The sequence below is a fragment of the Bacillus sp. Y3 genome, assembly GCF_008123875.1.
Classification (GTDB): domain Bacteria; phylum Bacillota; class Bacilli; order Bacillales; family Bacillaceae; genus Bacillus; species Bacillus altitudinis.
Genome location: NZ_VSSC01000003.1, coordinates 255,221 through 269,820, shown reverse-complemented (window position 1 = coordinate 269,820; position 14,600 = coordinate 255,221). Strand labels below are relative to the sequence as shown.

The following is a 14,600-nucleotide window of genomic DNA, read 5'->3' as shown; positions in this document are numbered from 1 at the left end:
TTGTTCGCCTCCGTTATTTGTAATGCCCGCCAATTTTTTCGGCGCGGTGATATGCCTGCCCTGCGCTTGTCAGTGACGAAGCATGCAATAATGCCGCAGGTCCATATTTCAGATGGATTTTATCAAATACTTTGCTGAGTTGATCTTTCTTCAAATGATGATCAAATAAAGTCAGCTGATAGTGGCTGTCAGGCTGCAGCTGTGAGAGGGTAATGCCTACACTGCGAATGGGCTGGCCATCCCAGTGCTGCTGGCATAGCTGAATCGCCGCCTCTGCAATATCTGAGCCATACTGTGTCGGTGAATGAAGCTTCATTTGTCGATGAAAGCCTGTTGGATGTGAAAAATCAGTCCCTCTTACACCAACAGACACCGTTTGACCGAGATAATGCTTAAAACGTGCCCGCCTAGCGACTTCCTCACTCAATTCAAGAAGAGCAACTTTGATCTCCTCAAAAGATGCGTAATCACGGGGAAGGGTCATATGATGCCCAACGGCTTTTTGCTGATCATGTGTGTGAATAGTGACTGGGGAGGGATCGTGTCCTAAAGCTGTTCGCTGCAGAAGCTCCCCATTGATTCCCCAGCGTTTTTTTAATCGGTCTAACGGATAAGTAGCAAGTGTGCCAATGGTACTGATGCCCATTCGTTTCAAATGATGCTCCATTCGTTTGCCGACGCCAAATAATTTTCCAATGGGAAGCGGCCATAAATCAGCAGCAACCCGGTCGGCACTCAGTTCATAGATGCCGGATCTGTTTTTTTTGGCAAAATGGTCACAGGCCATTTTAGCGAGCACTTTATTAGGGCCTATGCCCACACGTGCGTAAATGCCAGTCTGGTTCATAATCGTTGTTTGTATATGTTGAGCGATCTCATGTGGAGAGCCGAATAGTGTAAGACTGCCTGTAATATCAAGAAACTGTTCATCAATGGAATATGGCTCGACAAGGTCTGTGTATTGTTCAAGCAGTTCTGTAATCATGACAGAGATATCGAGATAGCGCTGCATACGTGGACGTACGACCACTGCTTCAGGACATTTCTCCTGTGCTTCCCATAACCTTGATGCATTTTGTACGCCACGTTTCTTCGCGAGAGGGCAGGCTGCCAGGACGACTCCGCTTCTTCGTTCTGGATCTCCAGAGACAATGAGCGGCACATTCTCCAAATGAGGCGCCTCCACCTTCTCAACTGATGCATAAAATGACTGCATATCCACAAGCAGAATGGCTCGTTCATTCATTGTACTTCACCTCTTAGAACGTATGTTCTGTATCTATTGTAAACAACATGAGGTGAAATTCATACTGGTAAATCATTCAAAAGCTGTCCATACAAAAAAGACGAAGTGATGAACACTTCGTCTCGTCTGCTGCAACGATTGTTAGGCATGTGCCATGTTGTGGAATGTTTGGAGCGGTTCAGAACGCAGACGATAAGCCATCAGCTTTTTCTTTGGCTTATGTGTAAACTGCCGAACCACATCCACATGGTCATCATAATGGAATAGATAAAGGGTGACATCATGTTTCCCATGCTTTGTTTGCATAGTAAGCGGCGCTGGCCCTTCATTCGGATGAAGAAAGCGCTCTTCATCACCAGGGTAAATATAATAGCGTTCAATAAAGATCGCATCATTAAAATGTTGAATGATTTCAGATGCTGGCTGCTCATCAAGCGAACGACCTTGAAAAGTAATATTTGTTTGCTCACTTGTTACTTTAGCATGTACGGCGTAGCGGCTAAAAAGGCGCTCAACAACACCAGAAGGCAAAGAGGTGACAAGCAGCTTTAAAAGACTAAACACAACAAGCGAAATAACAACCCAAACCAATCTCATCATCTCCAATAAACATTTGTACCATTTCCTATATGAACCATCTTAACATAACAAATGAATGAAACTTTCGCACAAAAAGTGAACTTTTTGAAATAAGTGTGAAGATTTAAAAGGAGATGACGGCTGAAAGACGAAGAACCAACAAGTGAACATGAAAAAGACGGGCATACTGTCTTTACAACCATTTGATCAGACAGTAGACTATTGAAACAATCGCATTTTTGAGAAAAAACGAATCAAAGGAAAGCCAAAATGGAAAAAGGGGCGAGGCCATCATGATACGTCAAGTGAAACCGTCAGATTTTTACGCAGTCACATCCGTCATTCAAAGCTGGTGGGGAGGCAGAGATTTGCGTGCAAAATTGCCAAAGCTCTTTTTTGAACATTTCCAGCAAACAAGTTTTGTTGTCGTTGAAAAGGGAGAGCTGATCGGCTTTTTGGTTGGCTTTTTATCGCAATCTCATTCGGATGAAGCCTATATTCACTTTGTTGGCGTCCATCCAGATCACCGTAAATTAAAGATAGGCAAAATCCTCTATCAAGCTTTTTATGAAGCGGCTGAAAAGGAAGGAAGAACAACCATTAAAGCTGTCACAGCTCCTATCAATAAAGTCTCCATTGCTTACCATACAAAACTCGGGTTTCAGATAGAAAAGGGAGATAAAACAGTAGATGGCATCTCAGTCTTTTCAGATTACGATGGCATTCATGAAGACCGTGTGTTATTTGTGAAGAAGCTGGAGGCAATGAAATGATTGTTCATTTAGATCACACAATAAGTGATGTAGCAAAGCAGATCTTACATATTCAACTAGCTGCATACCAACAAGAAGCTGAACAAATTGGCTATGCTGATCTTCCGCCATTAAAAGAGACCATTCAAGATGTCATGAAAGCAAAAGAGCAATTTATTGGTTTTGAGCAAGATGATCTCTTATTAGGTGTAGTCTCCTATGAAGAGCTGAAAGATTGTTTGATCATTAGTCGATTGGCTGTGCATCCAAAAGCGCTAAAGCAGGGTATTGGAACAAGACTTATGTCGACAATTATGGAGAAGAATGTCCCGATAGAACTGACCACAGGGCAAGAAAACACCCCTGCAAAAAGGCTATATGAAAAATTGGGGTTTTTTGAAACAAATGTGATTCATGTGGCAAAAGAGCTCACCCTATCAAAAATGAAATGGACACCGCGACGCAAGGTTGAGGTTGTCGAATTCAAAAAAGAATGGCATGAAGAATTCCGTCAAGAAAAGCAGCGACTCAAGCAAATCATTCAAAAGAGCTGGATAGAAGGATACCATATTGGCAGCACGTCAGTTACAGGACTTGTTGCCAAACCAATTATAGATATATTAATAGAAGTAAGCGATATAGAAGAGATTGATAGGAAAAAAGAGAGATTTGAACACCTTGGATACGAAGTGCTCGGTGAAAATGGTATAAAAGGGAGACGTTTTTTTCAAAAGGGTGGCTTGAATCGTACGCATCATGTCCATGTGTATGAAAGAAATCATCCTGATGTGAAAAGACATTTATTGTTTCGAGATTACTTAAGAGTCCACCCAGAACGAGCTGTAGCGTATGCGTCTGTCAAGGAACAATTAGCAAAACAGTATCCGGAAGATATACAAAGCTATATGGCGGGAAAGAATGAAATCATAAAAGAAATAGAAAATGAGGCATATCGCTGGGATAAAGAAGGAAGAGAGGAAGCCCTTAAATAAGCTGCCTCTTCATCTCGTTAATTAGGAAACTGAACATTGCCTTTTACAATATAGGCCTGTGAAGCAGCAGTAGATGGAAGAGCGGGTAATTGATCCTTTACTATGACCCCGCGAATATCTGTGATTCGAACAGGAAGAGATGTAGACCCCATATGAAAGCCAAGGAAATGGTTGTAGTCGGTCTTTTCCATGTTCACCCATTGTCCATCTTTGTAATATTCCATTTTCATAACCGGATATTTATGATTGCGCACTTGAATCGCAGCCCACCACTCACTGCTACCTTCTTTTATTCTGTAAGCTACATTTCCGCTAATCGGTGCTTTTATAATTTTCCAACTAATTGGGATTTTCCCATCTTCCATATTGCCAATTTTGGTAAAGGCATTAGGAGAAAGATCAAGAGCTCCTTTTGCTCCTTCTGGATATTTATCGGTTACATACACAACGGTTTTTCCTTTTGGCCCCGTTACTTCAAGGTAAGCCCCTGCAAGTGCCGCATTTACCCCTTTATAGTTATAGTCATGGGGATTTAAAGCTGTAATTTTCATGTCAGAGGGAATAGGATCTAATAAAGCGGCGCCCCCTGAGTAACCAGATCTCGTATAAGTCGCATAGCTTTCTCGTACTTCATCAAGGATAGATGCCGCTTTCATGTCGGGCATAGTGAAACTCAACATCAATATCAGCGCCCCGATAAAGCAGAGAAATAATCTTTTTTTCACGATCTAAAACCTCCTGTTTCTTCTTTTAAAATTGATAGAGTCATCAGTATAATTCTAAAAAACAGGATGCAGAAAGAGCCAATAGATAGATATAATCATAGTGAGAAGAGGGTGTATTTCAAAGAGTGTGACTTTCGGATTTAGTCGTGTGTCATGTTTTATGGTGTTTTATGTGTTACAATGTAAGCATCAATTTAAAAAGGATGTTCGCCATGTATATTCACATCACAGAACTGGCTAAAACGTATATAGAAAAACAGCAAACAGGAAACGAAACGAAGGAGTTACTGCTTCGCTACGATTCAGAAGGTTGTGGCTGTGCAGTGAGTGGCGTACCAATGCTTTGGTTAACAAGTGAAAGAACAGGTGAATGGGAACCACTTAAAAATAGCCAACATTTAAAACTATATATACACACAGCACAAAAGGTGTTTTTTGACGAGGAAATGACGATTGATTTTAATGAAAAAGCCAATACACTTATGTTGAAAAGTCCTCAACAAATACTCAGCCCGAGAATGGGTATACTTGTAAAGTAAGGTGGAAACGTAGTGGATCAAAAGCTGAAAGTGATACAAAATACGGCACAAAATAAAACGTGGGTGTCGTTTTTAAATAATAATCATCCATATAGCCTTTTGCACTGGTCGATCGGTGGAATGGATTCAGTAAAAAAGGACGTCTGGCTTCTCCAAGATGAAGTCACATTTGAAACGGAAGAATTTCCAACGCTTGAATTAGCAGTCAGTTGGATAAAAGAGAATATGGAACACGTAACAGATGTGTTATAAGCCCTTTGCTGAAGAGGGCTTTTTTTGTGCCATCATCATCTCATCAAACAGGAGACCTGTCTAATTAGAAAAATGAGATTTTTCAACGATAAAAAGTCATTTTTAACAAACATTTCGACAAAATGAGAAAAGTAGAAAGAGAAAAATAGAGACTGTAAATGCCGAAAAATCGGCAATGGAAGCGGTTATTGCGGGATACCGAAAACTTTACGAAAAACGACATTTCATATTTCTTCCATTCGAGGAAATATGATAGAATACAACATGTATCGTACATGAGGAGGGAGGTGCTAAGGTGAATTGAAGCTCAAGCTGTCATCGCCTCAGGTTGGAATCAAAATAAACGAATGGTATAGGCAGATTTGCGGATTTCATGTCATGAAAGCAGAGAAGCTAAAGGCCGAGATCGAGCAGGAAATCCTTGAGATGGAGCAAGATCAGAACTTGCTGCTTTTTTACCAGCTGATGGATTTTCGACATAAGGTCATGCTTGAATATTTTGAACCGGCAAAAAAAGCCTCGAATGATGAGGAGATTAAGAAGCTTCTAGAAACAATTGAACATTCGCAGACCAAATTAACGGATATGCTTGAATACTATGTTCATTTTTTTACAGGAATGTTTGAATTTGAACAGAGAAACTATTTGAGCGCCATTGCTTATTACCGTTCCGCAGAAAAAAAGCTCAATCTCATATCAGATGATATAGAAAGAGCAGAATTTTATTTTAAATTAGCAGAAATATACTACCACATGAAACAAACCCACTTTTCGATGCACTATGCTTTGCAAGCGTTAGATACGTACTCTGCCTACAGAACGTACACGCTGAGAATCATCCACTGTGAATTTGTCATCGGTGCAAACTATGATGATTTGAAATGCTATGAACATGCATTGCCCTACTTTAAAAATGCTCTAAAGCGAGCACGCTCAATTGGAAACCCTCGAGTCATAGGTTCGGCCCTTTTCAACTTAGGTAACTGCTATTACCAAATGAACGATCTTGCTACAGCAAGTCGCTATCTCAAAGACTCTCTTGAAGTGTTTGAAAAGGAGAATTTAACCCATCTGAATCGCTCTCTAGACCCACTATTTATGCTGACCCAAATCCTGTTTAAACAAAAACAAATAGAAGAGTCGTTAACCCTCTATCAACAAGGTATTATGAAAGCCTGTGAATTAGAAGATGAAATTTACATCTGCAAGTTTCAGTTTTTAAAAGCATTATACGTTGATGCAGAAATAAAAATCATAGACGATACATTAGATTTGTTGGAGGACAAGCGCTTATACCCAGATATTGAGGAACTGGCACTTGATGCGGCTCATTATTATAATGAGCTTGGATTATTTGAAGTTTCTACCCGTTATTACGAAAGGAAAATTCAAGCCATATCAAAAATTCAAAATGGAGGTCATTTATATGAAAATGAGTTTGATAGTTCTTTTATTGGCAGCAACTGCAGGGTTATCGGTCATGAGTCAGCAGCAATCGGAAGAGAGCCATATGGAGCTGGCGGGCAGACACCATACAACAGTGGTGACTATCGTATAAGTTAGCAAAAAGAGGAGACGAACGGCTGTTCATTCTCCTCTTTCATTTTGATTGAATTGAAATGCTTCCAGAAATGCTTCGACCTCTTGTTCATAGACTTCCTTATTGTCACTATAAGACATCGCATGCGCACCATGTGGCGCAATAAATAGCCGTTTATCACCTTTTTTGCGTGCGTATAACTGCTCGCTTTGCTCACAAGGGATATAGTCATCATGGAGGCTATGAATAAAAAGGATAGGTTCTTTCACCTGGTCGATTACATCAAGTGGAGAAACTTGTCGAATGCTGTATCCGTCCCGCCATTTCAACACTTGATCACTTAGTGGAAGAATCCACTGTCCTGAAAGACGAAAATCCGTTTTTAATCGATACAGAAGCTGATCCTCAAAAGAAGCAAAAGGACAATCAGCGATGTAAAAATTAGCGTTTGCATCCGGTTTTGCAGCATATAATAAAGTTGTGACTGCGCCCATCGATTCTCCGTGTATCCCAATGATTGCTTTTTCCCCAAGCTTTTTTCTCAGCCACTTGACGACTTGAGCCAAATCTTCTTTTTCATAATATCCATAGCTCGTTGTTTTTCCGCCGCTCATCCCATGTCTTCTATGATCATAAAGCAGCACATTCCATCCAAGCTTTTGGAATAATTTCATATACTTCACGGAATTGATCAAACTGACGGTAACCCCGTGACAAAGAACGATGGTGCGTGTTGTATGAGGGAGCGGTACAAAATAGCCATGAAGATCGTAACCAAATGCTGAAGGAATACAAACTTTCTCTTTTTGCAGCTGTTGAAACTCCTCGTGATGATAGTGCCCTTCATCTGATTCTCGTTTGATGAGCTCTTCATCCGTTAATTTTCGTATATACATCATTTTATTGGTAAAAAAAATGCCGATTGCAGCGAGTGGAAATAATACCAAGGCGAGTATAGCGAGCCATTTCTTCTTCAAGCTGATTCTTCCTTTCCGAAGGGTTTCTATGAAGATCATACCACATGTTGGGAGTTTGGCGTGACTCTTGCTGAGCAAATAAAACGGATGATACACTAAAGCAAAAGGAGAGAGGCAAAGTGAAAAAGACCAATCAAGATCAAGCAAAGCTAAAGGACGGCATAAAGGATGATGTGAAACAGCAGCTCCTTCAAATGAAGCAGAACCTGGCCGCTGAGACAGAAAAAAGAGAAGAACAAAAACGACAAGACCTCCTTCGGCAACAGAAAGAAAAAGAAAAAAATAAAAGCTTCTCAGAGCTGCTAGATGAAAGTCATTTAGACTGGAGAAAGTATAAAAGTTAAAAAAGGGAGCGGTGATGCTCCCTTTTTTATGTTATATCATTGAGATGAATACATACTACATGAGCCTGAGAGAAAACACGTCTAACTCCCTCGTATCACTTCATTTACCAATAGGATTTTACGTTCAAACCAAACCAAAACAAAACGTATTTTATAAACGATAAATTAAAAAGAGGAGTATTGATTTACTTAAATTCCTTTTTATCCCAAAAATAGTAGTTAAGACCCTTTTAGGAAAGAGTCATTCCTCTTATAATTAAGGTGTATTACAAAATTTGGGGATGGAGATGATTCACATGAAATTGAGAAGAACAATGACTGGAGTTGCTTTATCTTTAGGCTTGCTTTTACCTATTTCTGGACAAGCTCTTGCTACAAATCATTCAACGGATGCAGATCTGCGTACGAAGGCTACTAAAATTGTAGATTGTTCCGAAACTCCTTTTAAAAAAGAAACGAATAGATTATGTATGTACTCAGATAATGGTGTTTTTGCAAATAGTTTCAAAAATTTCGGTACTACATTTTATTTTAAAGGCAAAGCTGGAAATTATGGATATTATGAAAGTAGCAGCAAAAGTTAATTAGTCAACGGGGGCTTTTAGCCCCTCAGTCTTAGAGGAAATCTTGATTAGCTCGTTGCTACTGGATAAACGGGAAACAAAACGTAAGTGGCAAGTTGTTCTCCTATTTGCACGTAGAACATGAAAACATACATCCATATATACATACGCTAAAAAGAGATCACATGCATGCAAGTGATCTCTTTTTGCTTTCTATTGATTCAAACGATGCGTCTCATACACAGACTGTTTTGTGAAATATGACAAAGCTTTTACTTCTTGGTCGCTTAATGAACGTGCATTTGCCGCTGCCACATTTTCTTTTAACTGTTTCACCGAGCTTGCGCCAAAAACAACAGAGCTGACTGCAGAATGCTTGAGCAAGTATTGAATGGACAGCTCTGTAAGTGATAGGTCATAAGCGACATTCTTTAACGAAGGAATGACCTGCTGGAGCTCTTCAAATGAATATTCAAGATACCCATTCTTTTGAATCGCAGCACTTGCTTGCGAAAGGGGTTTTTCAGTTAATAATCCTTTTGCTAAAGGACCTCTTGCCACGACACTAATGCTTTGTTCTTCAAGAAGAGAAAACCATTCTTCTGGGCGGCGATCGAGTAAACTATATTGCATCATCACACTCACGATGTTTGATTTTTTGGCGTATTCTTTAATGACATTTGGACGGATCGACGATATGCCGTAATAGCGAATGACACCTTCTTCAACCAATTCTTCAAATGCCTCGATGGTTTCGTCAATTGGATCGTCAATTGTGCCGCCATGCAATTGATATAAATCAATATAATCTGTTTGAAGTCGTTTCAGACTTTGTTTCACTGCCTCTTTTATGTATGCTTTTGAAGGATCCCAGTCCCATCCAGATTTCCCTTTTTCAAAGCGGTTGCCACCTTTTGTGGCCAAAATCAGATCTTGGCGTCTGTTCTTAATGGCTTCCCCGACGATTTCCTCATTTGTTCCAAAATCATATAAATCAGCTGTATCCAAATAGTTAATCCCAAGATCAATGGCTTCATCTAATAAAGAGAGCGCTTTTTCTTTTTCAGTCCCAAGGGACATACATCCTAGTGCCGCCTCACTAACCAAGAGATCAGAGGTGCCAATTCGTCTTTTTTTCAATTCAATCACACTCCTATCCTTTCACATTAAGTGAAACAATTCTGGAATTCAAGCTAGGTGATTTCAAAAGGCGCATTGAAGCAGGCATCCGCATTTTGGCTTCTCCTAAAACATCTATGTTAAAATGAATGAAGTAAAAAGTGAAAGTAGAACGAGGAGCTGACAAAATTGAAGGACTTTGAAGAAAAAACATTATCGTCAAAAACATTATATAACGGAAAAATCATTGACTTGGTTCTTGAAGATGTAGAATTGCCGAACGGAAAACCAGGCAAACGCGAAATCATTAAACATCCAGGTGCAGTAGCAGTCATTGCACGTACAGACGAAAATAAAATCATTTTGGTCAAGCAATACCGTAAAGCACTGGAGAGAGCCATCGTTGAGATTCCGGCTGGAAAATTAGAAAAAGGAGAAGAGCCGGCACATACAGCACTGAGAGAATTAGAAGAAGAAACAGGTTATACAACTCAGGCGCTCCAAAAGCTGACCGCCTTTTATACATCACCAGGGTTTGCGGATGAAATTGTTCATATCTACCTTGCCGATCAGCTGGTCCCACTTGAAGAGAAACGAGAGCTGGATGAGGATGAATTTGTCGAAGTGATGGAAGTTTCACTAGAAGAAGCACTGCACCTCATCGAAAAACAACATATTTATGATGCGAAAACAGCCTATGCCATTCAATACTTACAATTGCAAGAGGTACTTAAGTCTACAAAATGAGGGAATTCTTTGCAGATATCCATATTCATATTGGTCGAACAAGAACAGGCAGGGCTGTCAAAATTACAGGTGCAAGGTCACTGACCATTGACCAAATTCTCATTGAAGCGTCTCAAAGTAAAGGGATGGGGATGATTGGTGTGATTGATGCACAATCTCCTGAAGTCCTAGAAGAATTGATAGAAGGTGTAGAGGAAGGCACGTACACTGAACTAAGCGATGGCGGTTTATCATTTGGAAAGACCGTTTTGCTTTTAGGCAGTGAGCTAGAAATCAATGATGACCAATCAAAAGGTCCGATTCATGTGCTTGCCTTTATGCCCACGCTTCGTAAAATGTCTGAGTTTTCCGCATGGCTTTCTCTTCATATGAAAAATGTGCATTTGAGTTCACAGCGGTTATATGTGGATGGGAGAACGCTTCAGCATAAGGTGAAGGAACTAGGGGGATTATTTATTCCTGCCCATATTTTTACGCCGCATAAAAGTTTATACGGTAAAGGGGTCAATACGTCTTTAACCGAAGTATTCGATCCAGAACTCATTGATGCTGTTGAGCTTGGCCTTAGCTGTGATACATCTATGGCCTCCCAGCTAAGTGAGCTAAACCGTTATCCTTTTTTAACAAATTCAGATGCCCATTCTTTAGGGAAAATTGCGCGGGAATATACGAAGATCCGAATGGATCATGCCTCCTTTGCTGAATTCGAGCTAGCGCTTCAAGGAAAAGATGGCAGAAACATCACTGGAAATTATGGGCTCGCTCCGCGGCTCGGAAAGTATTATCATACGACCTGTGAGAAATGCGGGGTAAGACCTGACAGTCAGGAGCAAGAAAAGTGCCAAGCATGCGGCCATACCCGAATGACAAAAGGGGTGAGTGAGCGGTTAAAGGAGCTTGCTGACCAAGAAAGTGACAAAGGAATAAGGCCTCCTTATGTTCACCAGCTTCCTCTTCAATTTATTCCGGGTGTTGGAGCCAAAACGTTAGAAAAGTTAAAAGCTGTCTTTCATACAGAGATGAATATTCTTCATCAAGCAACAGAACAAGAATTAAAAACGGTCCTGCCTGAGAAAACAGCCGATTACATCATCAAAGCAAGAAGAGGTGAAGTTGGACTGATCGCTGGCGGAGGCGGGGTCTACGGTAAGGTGGATATCAATCATGAATCAACTTAAATGGACATGTCACACATTTGAACAACTGTCTAAAGAGGACCTTTACTTGATTTTAATGGAAAGGGTAAATGTGTTTGTTGTAGAACAAACATGTCCTTATCCTGAAATTGATCATCGTGATCAAGAGGCGCTGCATGTCATCGCCAAAGAGAACGGCACGATTGTCGCTTATTGCCGCATTTTCCAAAGCGGGATCATGTACAAAGAGGCATCCATTGGCCGTGTCCTTGTGACGAAGACCGGCCGGAAAAAAGGTTACGGGAAGATCCTGCTCGATCAGGCGATAAAAAAGCTCAGTGAATTAGGCGAAACAAAGATTAAAATCCAAGCACAGGCTTATTTGAAATCGTTCTACGAATCGTTTGGCTTTGAAGCTGTCTCAGATTGTTATGATGAGGATGGAATTCCGCATCTTGATATGGTGAGAAAAGAAAGATAGGCGTGTATACGTCTATCTCAGCGTGTAGACAAACCCTCGCATTCTTTGTCAGTCCTGCGCTCCGGTGCTCACGAATGTCAAATTCGCTCTGCTCCGGTGCTCGTCCTTCCTAGACTGCAAAGGTTTTCTATCACGCTGAAAAGAAGACAAAAGGCTAAAATCAAGTACATTTTAGCCTTTTGTCAACAATTTGAGATAGACGTGTATACGTCTATCTTTTTTAGGTGCTTTCATGTATCATAACGACAACGAAAGGGGTTTTGCGAAATGGGAAAAAGCAAAGCAAAGAAAAAGAGAGAACACCTTCAAAGGCAGCACAGTCGAAATCCAGAACAATCGAGAGGAAATATGCCGCATTTTAGTACACACGAAAGAAAGACAAAAACAAAACAAGAAGCCTTGCAGCATATGATGAAAAAACATAAAGGTAGGAATGCTTATGATCGCTATGAACAGGATCATAAGCATTTTTATTTTGCTTTTTTGTGACAAGTAGATCAAATAATTGGAAAAATTTTAAAAAATAGGACAAACGGTCGTTTCTTTTTGTCTAAAAATGTAGTTAAATGACAAAAAGAAATGAAAGGGAGAGTGGGTATCGTGAAGGTCAAATCATTTGGAGCAGGGCTTTGTATGGCAAGTATGCTACTGGCATCGATGACATTCGGCGCATCAGATGTATCTGCAAAGGATCAAGCAAAAAAAGAGTATATGATCGGTTTTTCTTCTTCCGTTCAAGACAAAACACAAAAACAGCTTGTTGAAAAGGCCGGCGGTCATGTGAAAGAATCAATAGAGAAAATAGATATGATGAAAGTTTCGTTGAACGAAGCATCAAAAGAAAAACTACATCAAGCAAAAGAAGTTACTTTTATTGAGGAAGACCAAAAAGCAAAAACAAGCGGTCAAAGCGTTCCTTATGGCATCAAAAGCATCAAAGCACAAAAGGTACATAAACGAGGATATGCCGGACAGAATGTCAAAGTAGCTGTTCTTGACAGTGGAATCGACGGCAAGCATGAAGATTTACATGTAACTGGTGGTGTCAGCTTTGTTCCAACAGAGTCCGATCCGCTCGTTGACCCGCATGAACACGGAACTCACGTTGCAGGCACGATCGCAGCATTAGATAATAAAGTAGGCGTCGTTGGTGTGGCACCAAAAGCTTCGATCTATGCGGTGAAAGTGGCAGATGAAAATGGTGACGGCTACTATAGCTGGATCATTAAAGGCATTGAATGGGCGATTGAGAATGAGATGGATGTCATCAATATTAGTATGGGGGGAGCAAGTGAATCGGAGGCGCTGAAAGAAGCGGTAGATCGAGCATATGACAACGGGATTCTCATTGTCGCATCTGCAGGAAATGCTGGGAGCTACGGGTCACTTAATACGATAGATTACCCGGCCAAATACAGCTCTGTCATGGCAGTCGCATCTGTGGATCAACGAAAGCAAAGAGCCTTTGATTCCTCTGTTGGGGAAGAAGTGGAAGTATCAGCACCAGGTGTTTCAACATTAAGTACCATTCCTCATAACGAATATGGATATAAGAGTGGAACGTCTATGGCATCACCTCATGTAGCTGGTGCTGCGGCAGTCATTCTATCAAAACATCCGAATCTGACAAATGATGAATTGCGTGAAAGGCTGACAAAAACGGCAACAAAACTTGGCGAACCTTTTTATTATGGCGCTGGGCTTGTGAACGTACAAAAAGCTGCACGATAAAGGAAACGAGAAAGCGGTGTACAGCTGCTTTCTCGTTTTTCTTTTTATAAAACTGTCATGTTTCGTCTGCTCTCTCATAGAATCTAGTAACCTTTACTATTTGGGAGGAAGGCGCATGCGGAAAAAGTCTTGGAAAGAACATCTTCTTCAGCACGTGAAAGATCATTTATCGATTTATTTGTTTGTTTCTGTACTATTTTTAATGGGCGTCATTTTTGGAGCCATTATCGTCAATAGTATGACAATGAGTCAGAAAGAGGATTTATTCTACTATTTAAATCAATTTTTTGGTCAACTGACGAATGAGAAAGCAGCAGAATCAAAAGATATGTTTTTGCAAAGCTTTTTGCATCATATGAAATATTTGGGCCTCATGTGGATACTCGGAATTTCCATCATTGGCCTGCCACTTATTTTTCTGATGATTTTTTTAAAAGGGATTGTAGTTGGATTTACTGTTGGTTTTTTGGTCAATCAAATGGGGCTTAGCGGTTTTTTTCTATCTTTTGTCTCGGTGCTTCCTCAAAATATCTTGCTCATTCCTGCGTATTTAGTGATCGGAACTTGTGCGATTGCGTTCTCCATTCGTTTAATTGGTCAGCTTTTTATGAAAAAAACCATCAGTCAAGCGCCAATCCATTGGTTTGGCCGGTATGCTTCTGTTCTACTGATGATTTTAACCCTCGCTGCTCTTTCGTCCTTTTTTGAATCATACTTATCATTCATGCTGATGAAAAAGCTGGCAGGTGTACTGTTTTGATGATTTTATAATCGTTATTAAATAATAATCAATTTATTTATCAATTTAAAATGATTATAGTTGGCTCTCTGCACATCATTTGATATAATGATCAAGTAATGTGGCGTAGGAGGGAAA

Annotated in this window: 18 protein-coding genes; 13 read left to right on the top strand and 5 right to left on the bottom strand. The window is 40.3% G+C overall.

The features are described 5' to 3' along the window. Positions 1–13: 13 nt before the first annotated feature. Together FXF70_RS06380 and FXF70_RS06375 are read right to left on the bottom strand one after the other, a co-directional pair. Complete coding sequence (locus tag FXF70_RS06380) at positions 14–1,246, bottom strand: DNA polymerase IV (RefSeq protein WP_135226722.1); 1,233 nt, start codon at positions 1,244–1,246, stop codon at positions 14–16. 141 nt (positions 1,247–1,387) lie between these two features. Then, positions 1,388–1,837 carry a YfmQ family protein gene (locus FXF70_RS06375; protein ID WP_148780004.1) on the bottom strand — a complete coding sequence of 150 codons (450 nt, stop codon included), beginning with the start codon at positions 1,835–1,837 and terminating at the stop codon, positions 1,388–1,390. Between the two features lie 281 nt (positions 1,838–2,118). Between FXF70_RS06375 and FXF70_RS06370 the strand changes: the two genes are divergently transcribed. Beyond that, a complete protein-coding gene (locus tag FXF70_RS06370; RefSeq protein ID WP_007501073.1) occupies positions 2,119–2,598 on the top strand; it encodes a GNAT family N-acetyltransferase in 480 nt (159 codons plus the stop codon). Then, a complete protein-coding gene (locus FXF70_RS06365) occupies positions 2,595–3,569 on the top strand; it encodes a GNAT family N-acetyltransferase (RefSeq protein ID WP_148780003.1) in 975 nt (324 codons plus the stop codon). The genes FXF70_RS06370 and FXF70_RS06365 overlap by 4 nt, the downstream gene beginning before the upstream one ends. 17 nt (positions 3,570–3,586) lie before the next feature. Here FXF70_RS06365 and exlX read toward each other — a convergent pair whose 3' ends face one another. Beyond that, positions 3,587–4,249 carry an expansin ExlX gene (gene exlX / locus FXF70_RS06360; protein ID WP_262368821.1) on the bottom strand — a complete coding sequence of 221 codons (663 nt, stop codon included), beginning with the start codon at positions 4,247–4,249 and terminating at the stop codon, positions 3,587–3,589. Between the two features lie 257 nt (positions 4,250–4,506). Between exlX and FXF70_RS06355 the strand changes: the two genes are divergently transcribed. From FXF70_RS06355 to FXF70_RS06345, 3 genes are all read left to right on the top strand, one after another. Further along, a complete protein-coding gene (locus FXF70_RS06355; RefSeq protein WP_024718944.1) occupies positions 4,507–4,833 on the top strand; it encodes an iron-sulfur cluster biosynthesis family protein in 327 nt (108 codons plus the stop codon). A 12-nt stretch (positions 4,834–4,845) separates the two neighbouring features. Further along, the gene (locus FXF70_RS06350; protein WP_008343836.1) at positions 4,846–5,085 is read left to right on the top strand and encodes a YqkC family protein; all 240 of its coding nucleotides are present in this window, start codon (positions 4,846–4,848) and stop codon (positions 5,083–5,085) included. A 300-nt stretch (positions 5,086–5,385) separates the two neighbouring features. Then, positions 5,386–6,648, top strand: a complete 1,263-nt coding sequence (locus FXF70_RS06345; RefSeq protein WP_024718943.1) for a response regulator aspartate phosphatase — start codon at positions 5,386–5,388, stop codon at positions 6,646–6,648. Between the two features lie 24 nt (positions 6,649–6,672). Here the strand turns inward: FXF70_RS06345 and FXF70_RS06340 are convergent, their stop codons facing one another. Further along, a complete protein-coding gene (locus FXF70_RS06340; protein ID WP_079919587.1) occupies positions 6,673–7,602 on the bottom strand; it encodes an alpha/beta hydrolase in 930 nt (309 codons plus the stop codon). 119 nt (positions 7,603–7,721) lie between these two features. Between FXF70_RS06340 and FXF70_RS06335 the strand changes: the two genes are divergently transcribed. Together FXF70_RS06335 and FXF70_RS06330 are read left to right on the top strand one after the other, a co-directional pair. Continuing rightward, positions 7,722–7,946: a YqkE family protein gene (locus FXF70_RS06335; protein ID WP_008343840.1), complete on the top strand. Its 225-nt coding sequence runs from the start codon at positions 7,722–7,724 to the stop codon at positions 7,944–7,946. A 296-nt stretch (positions 7,947–8,242) separates the two neighbouring features. Next, entirely contained in the window at positions 8,243–8,530 is a 288-nt protein-coding gene (locus tag FXF70_RS06330; protein WP_148780001.1) for an LCI fold-containing protein, read from the top strand. Between the two features lie 192 nt (positions 8,531–8,722). On the opposite strand, the gene FXF70_RS06325 is transcribed toward FXF70_RS06330, so the two are convergent. Next, a complete protein-coding gene (locus FXF70_RS06325) occupies positions 8,723–9,649 on the bottom strand; it encodes an aldo/keto reductase (protein ID WP_046527214.1) in 927 nt (308 codons plus the stop codon). Between the two features lie 168 nt (positions 9,650–9,817). On the opposite strand from FXF70_RS06325, the gene FXF70_RS06320 reads away from it, so the two are divergent. The 6 genes from FXF70_RS06320 to spoIIM all read left to right on the top strand — a co-directional run bounded on the left by FXF70_RS06320 (position 9,818) and on the right by spoIIM (position 14,483). Beyond that, on the top strand, positions 9,818–10,375 hold the full coding sequence (locus FXF70_RS06320) for an NUDIX hydrolase (protein ID WP_024718940.1): 558 nt from the start codon (positions 9,818–9,820) through the stop codon (positions 10,373–10,375). Continuing rightward, positions 10,372–11,553, top strand: a complete 1,182-nt coding sequence (locus tag FXF70_RS06315; RefSeq protein ID WP_148780000.1) for a TIGR00375 family protein — start codon at positions 10,372–10,374, stop codon at positions 11,551–11,553. Before FXF70_RS06320 ends, FXF70_RS06315 begins: the two co-directional genes overlap by 4 nt. After that, positions 11,540–11,992: a GNAT family N-acetyltransferase gene (locus FXF70_RS06310; RefSeq protein ID WP_008343848.1), complete on the top strand. Its 453-nt coding sequence runs from the start codon at positions 11,540–11,542 to the stop codon at positions 11,990–11,992. Before FXF70_RS06315 ends, FXF70_RS06310 begins: the two co-directional genes overlap by 14 nt. A 267-nt stretch (positions 11,993–12,259) precedes the next feature. Further along, the gene (locus FXF70_RS06305) at positions 12,260–12,481 is read left to right on the top strand and encodes a hypothetical protein (RefSeq protein WP_008344413.1); all 222 of its coding nucleotides are present in this window, start codon (positions 12,260–12,262) and stop codon (positions 12,479–12,481) included. A gap of 111 nt (positions 12,482–12,592) precedes the next feature. After that, the gene (locus tag FXF70_RS06300) at positions 12,593–13,723 is read left to right on the top strand and encodes a S8 family peptidase (protein WP_008344415.1); all 1,131 of its coding nucleotides are present in this window, start codon (positions 12,593–12,595) and stop codon (positions 13,721–13,723) included. Between the two features lie 115 nt (positions 13,724–13,838). Then, positions 13,839–14,483: a stage II sporulation protein M gene (gene spoIIM / locus FXF70_RS06295; RefSeq protein ID WP_019743100.1), complete on the top strand. Its 645-nt coding sequence runs from the start codon at positions 13,839–13,841 to the stop codon at positions 14,481–14,483. The last annotated feature ends 117 nt before the right edge of the window (positions 14,484–14,600 follow it).

Excerpts from the sequence above, each read along its gene's own strand:
- FXF70_RS06380 (WP_135226722.1), bottom strand. The coding sequence starts at position 1,246 with ATGAATGAACGAGCCATTCTGCTTGTGGATATGCAGTCATTTTATGCA.
- FXF70_RS06370 (WP_007501073.1), top strand. The coding sequence starts at position 2,119 with ATGATACGTCAAGTGAAACCGTCAGATTTTTACGCAGTCACATCCGTC.
- FXF70_RS06365 (WP_148780003.1), top strand. The coding sequence starts at position 2,595 with ATGATTGTTCATTTAGATCACACAATAAGTGATGTAGCAAAGCAGATC.
- exlX (WP_262368821.1), bottom strand. The coding sequence starts at position 4,249 with ATGTTGAGTTTCACTATGCCCGACATGAAAGCGGCATCTATCCTTGAT.
- FXF70_RS06355 (WP_024718944.1), top strand. The coding sequence starts at position 4,507 with ATGTATATTCACATCACAGAACTGGCTAAAACGTATATAGAAAAACAG.
- FXF70_RS06330 (WP_148780001.1), top strand. The coding sequence starts at position 8,243 with ATGAAATTGAGAAGAACAATGACTGGAGTTGCTTTATCTTTAGGCTTG.
- FXF70_RS06315 (WP_148780000.1), top strand. The coding sequence starts at position 10,372 with ATGAGGGAATTCTTTGCAGATATCCATATTCATATTGGTCGAACAAGA.
- FXF70_RS06310 (WP_008343848.1), top strand. The coding sequence starts at position 11,540 with ATGAATCAACTTAAATGGACATGTCACACATTTGAACAACTGTCTAAA.
- FXF70_RS06305 (WP_008344413.1), top strand. The coding sequence starts at position 12,260 with ATGGGAAAAAGCAAAGCAAAGAAAAAGAGAGAACACCTTCAAAGGCAG.
- spoIIM (WP_019743100.1), top strand. The coding sequence starts at position 13,839 with ATGCGGAAAAAGTCTTGGAAAGAACATCTTCTTCAGCACGTGAAAGAT.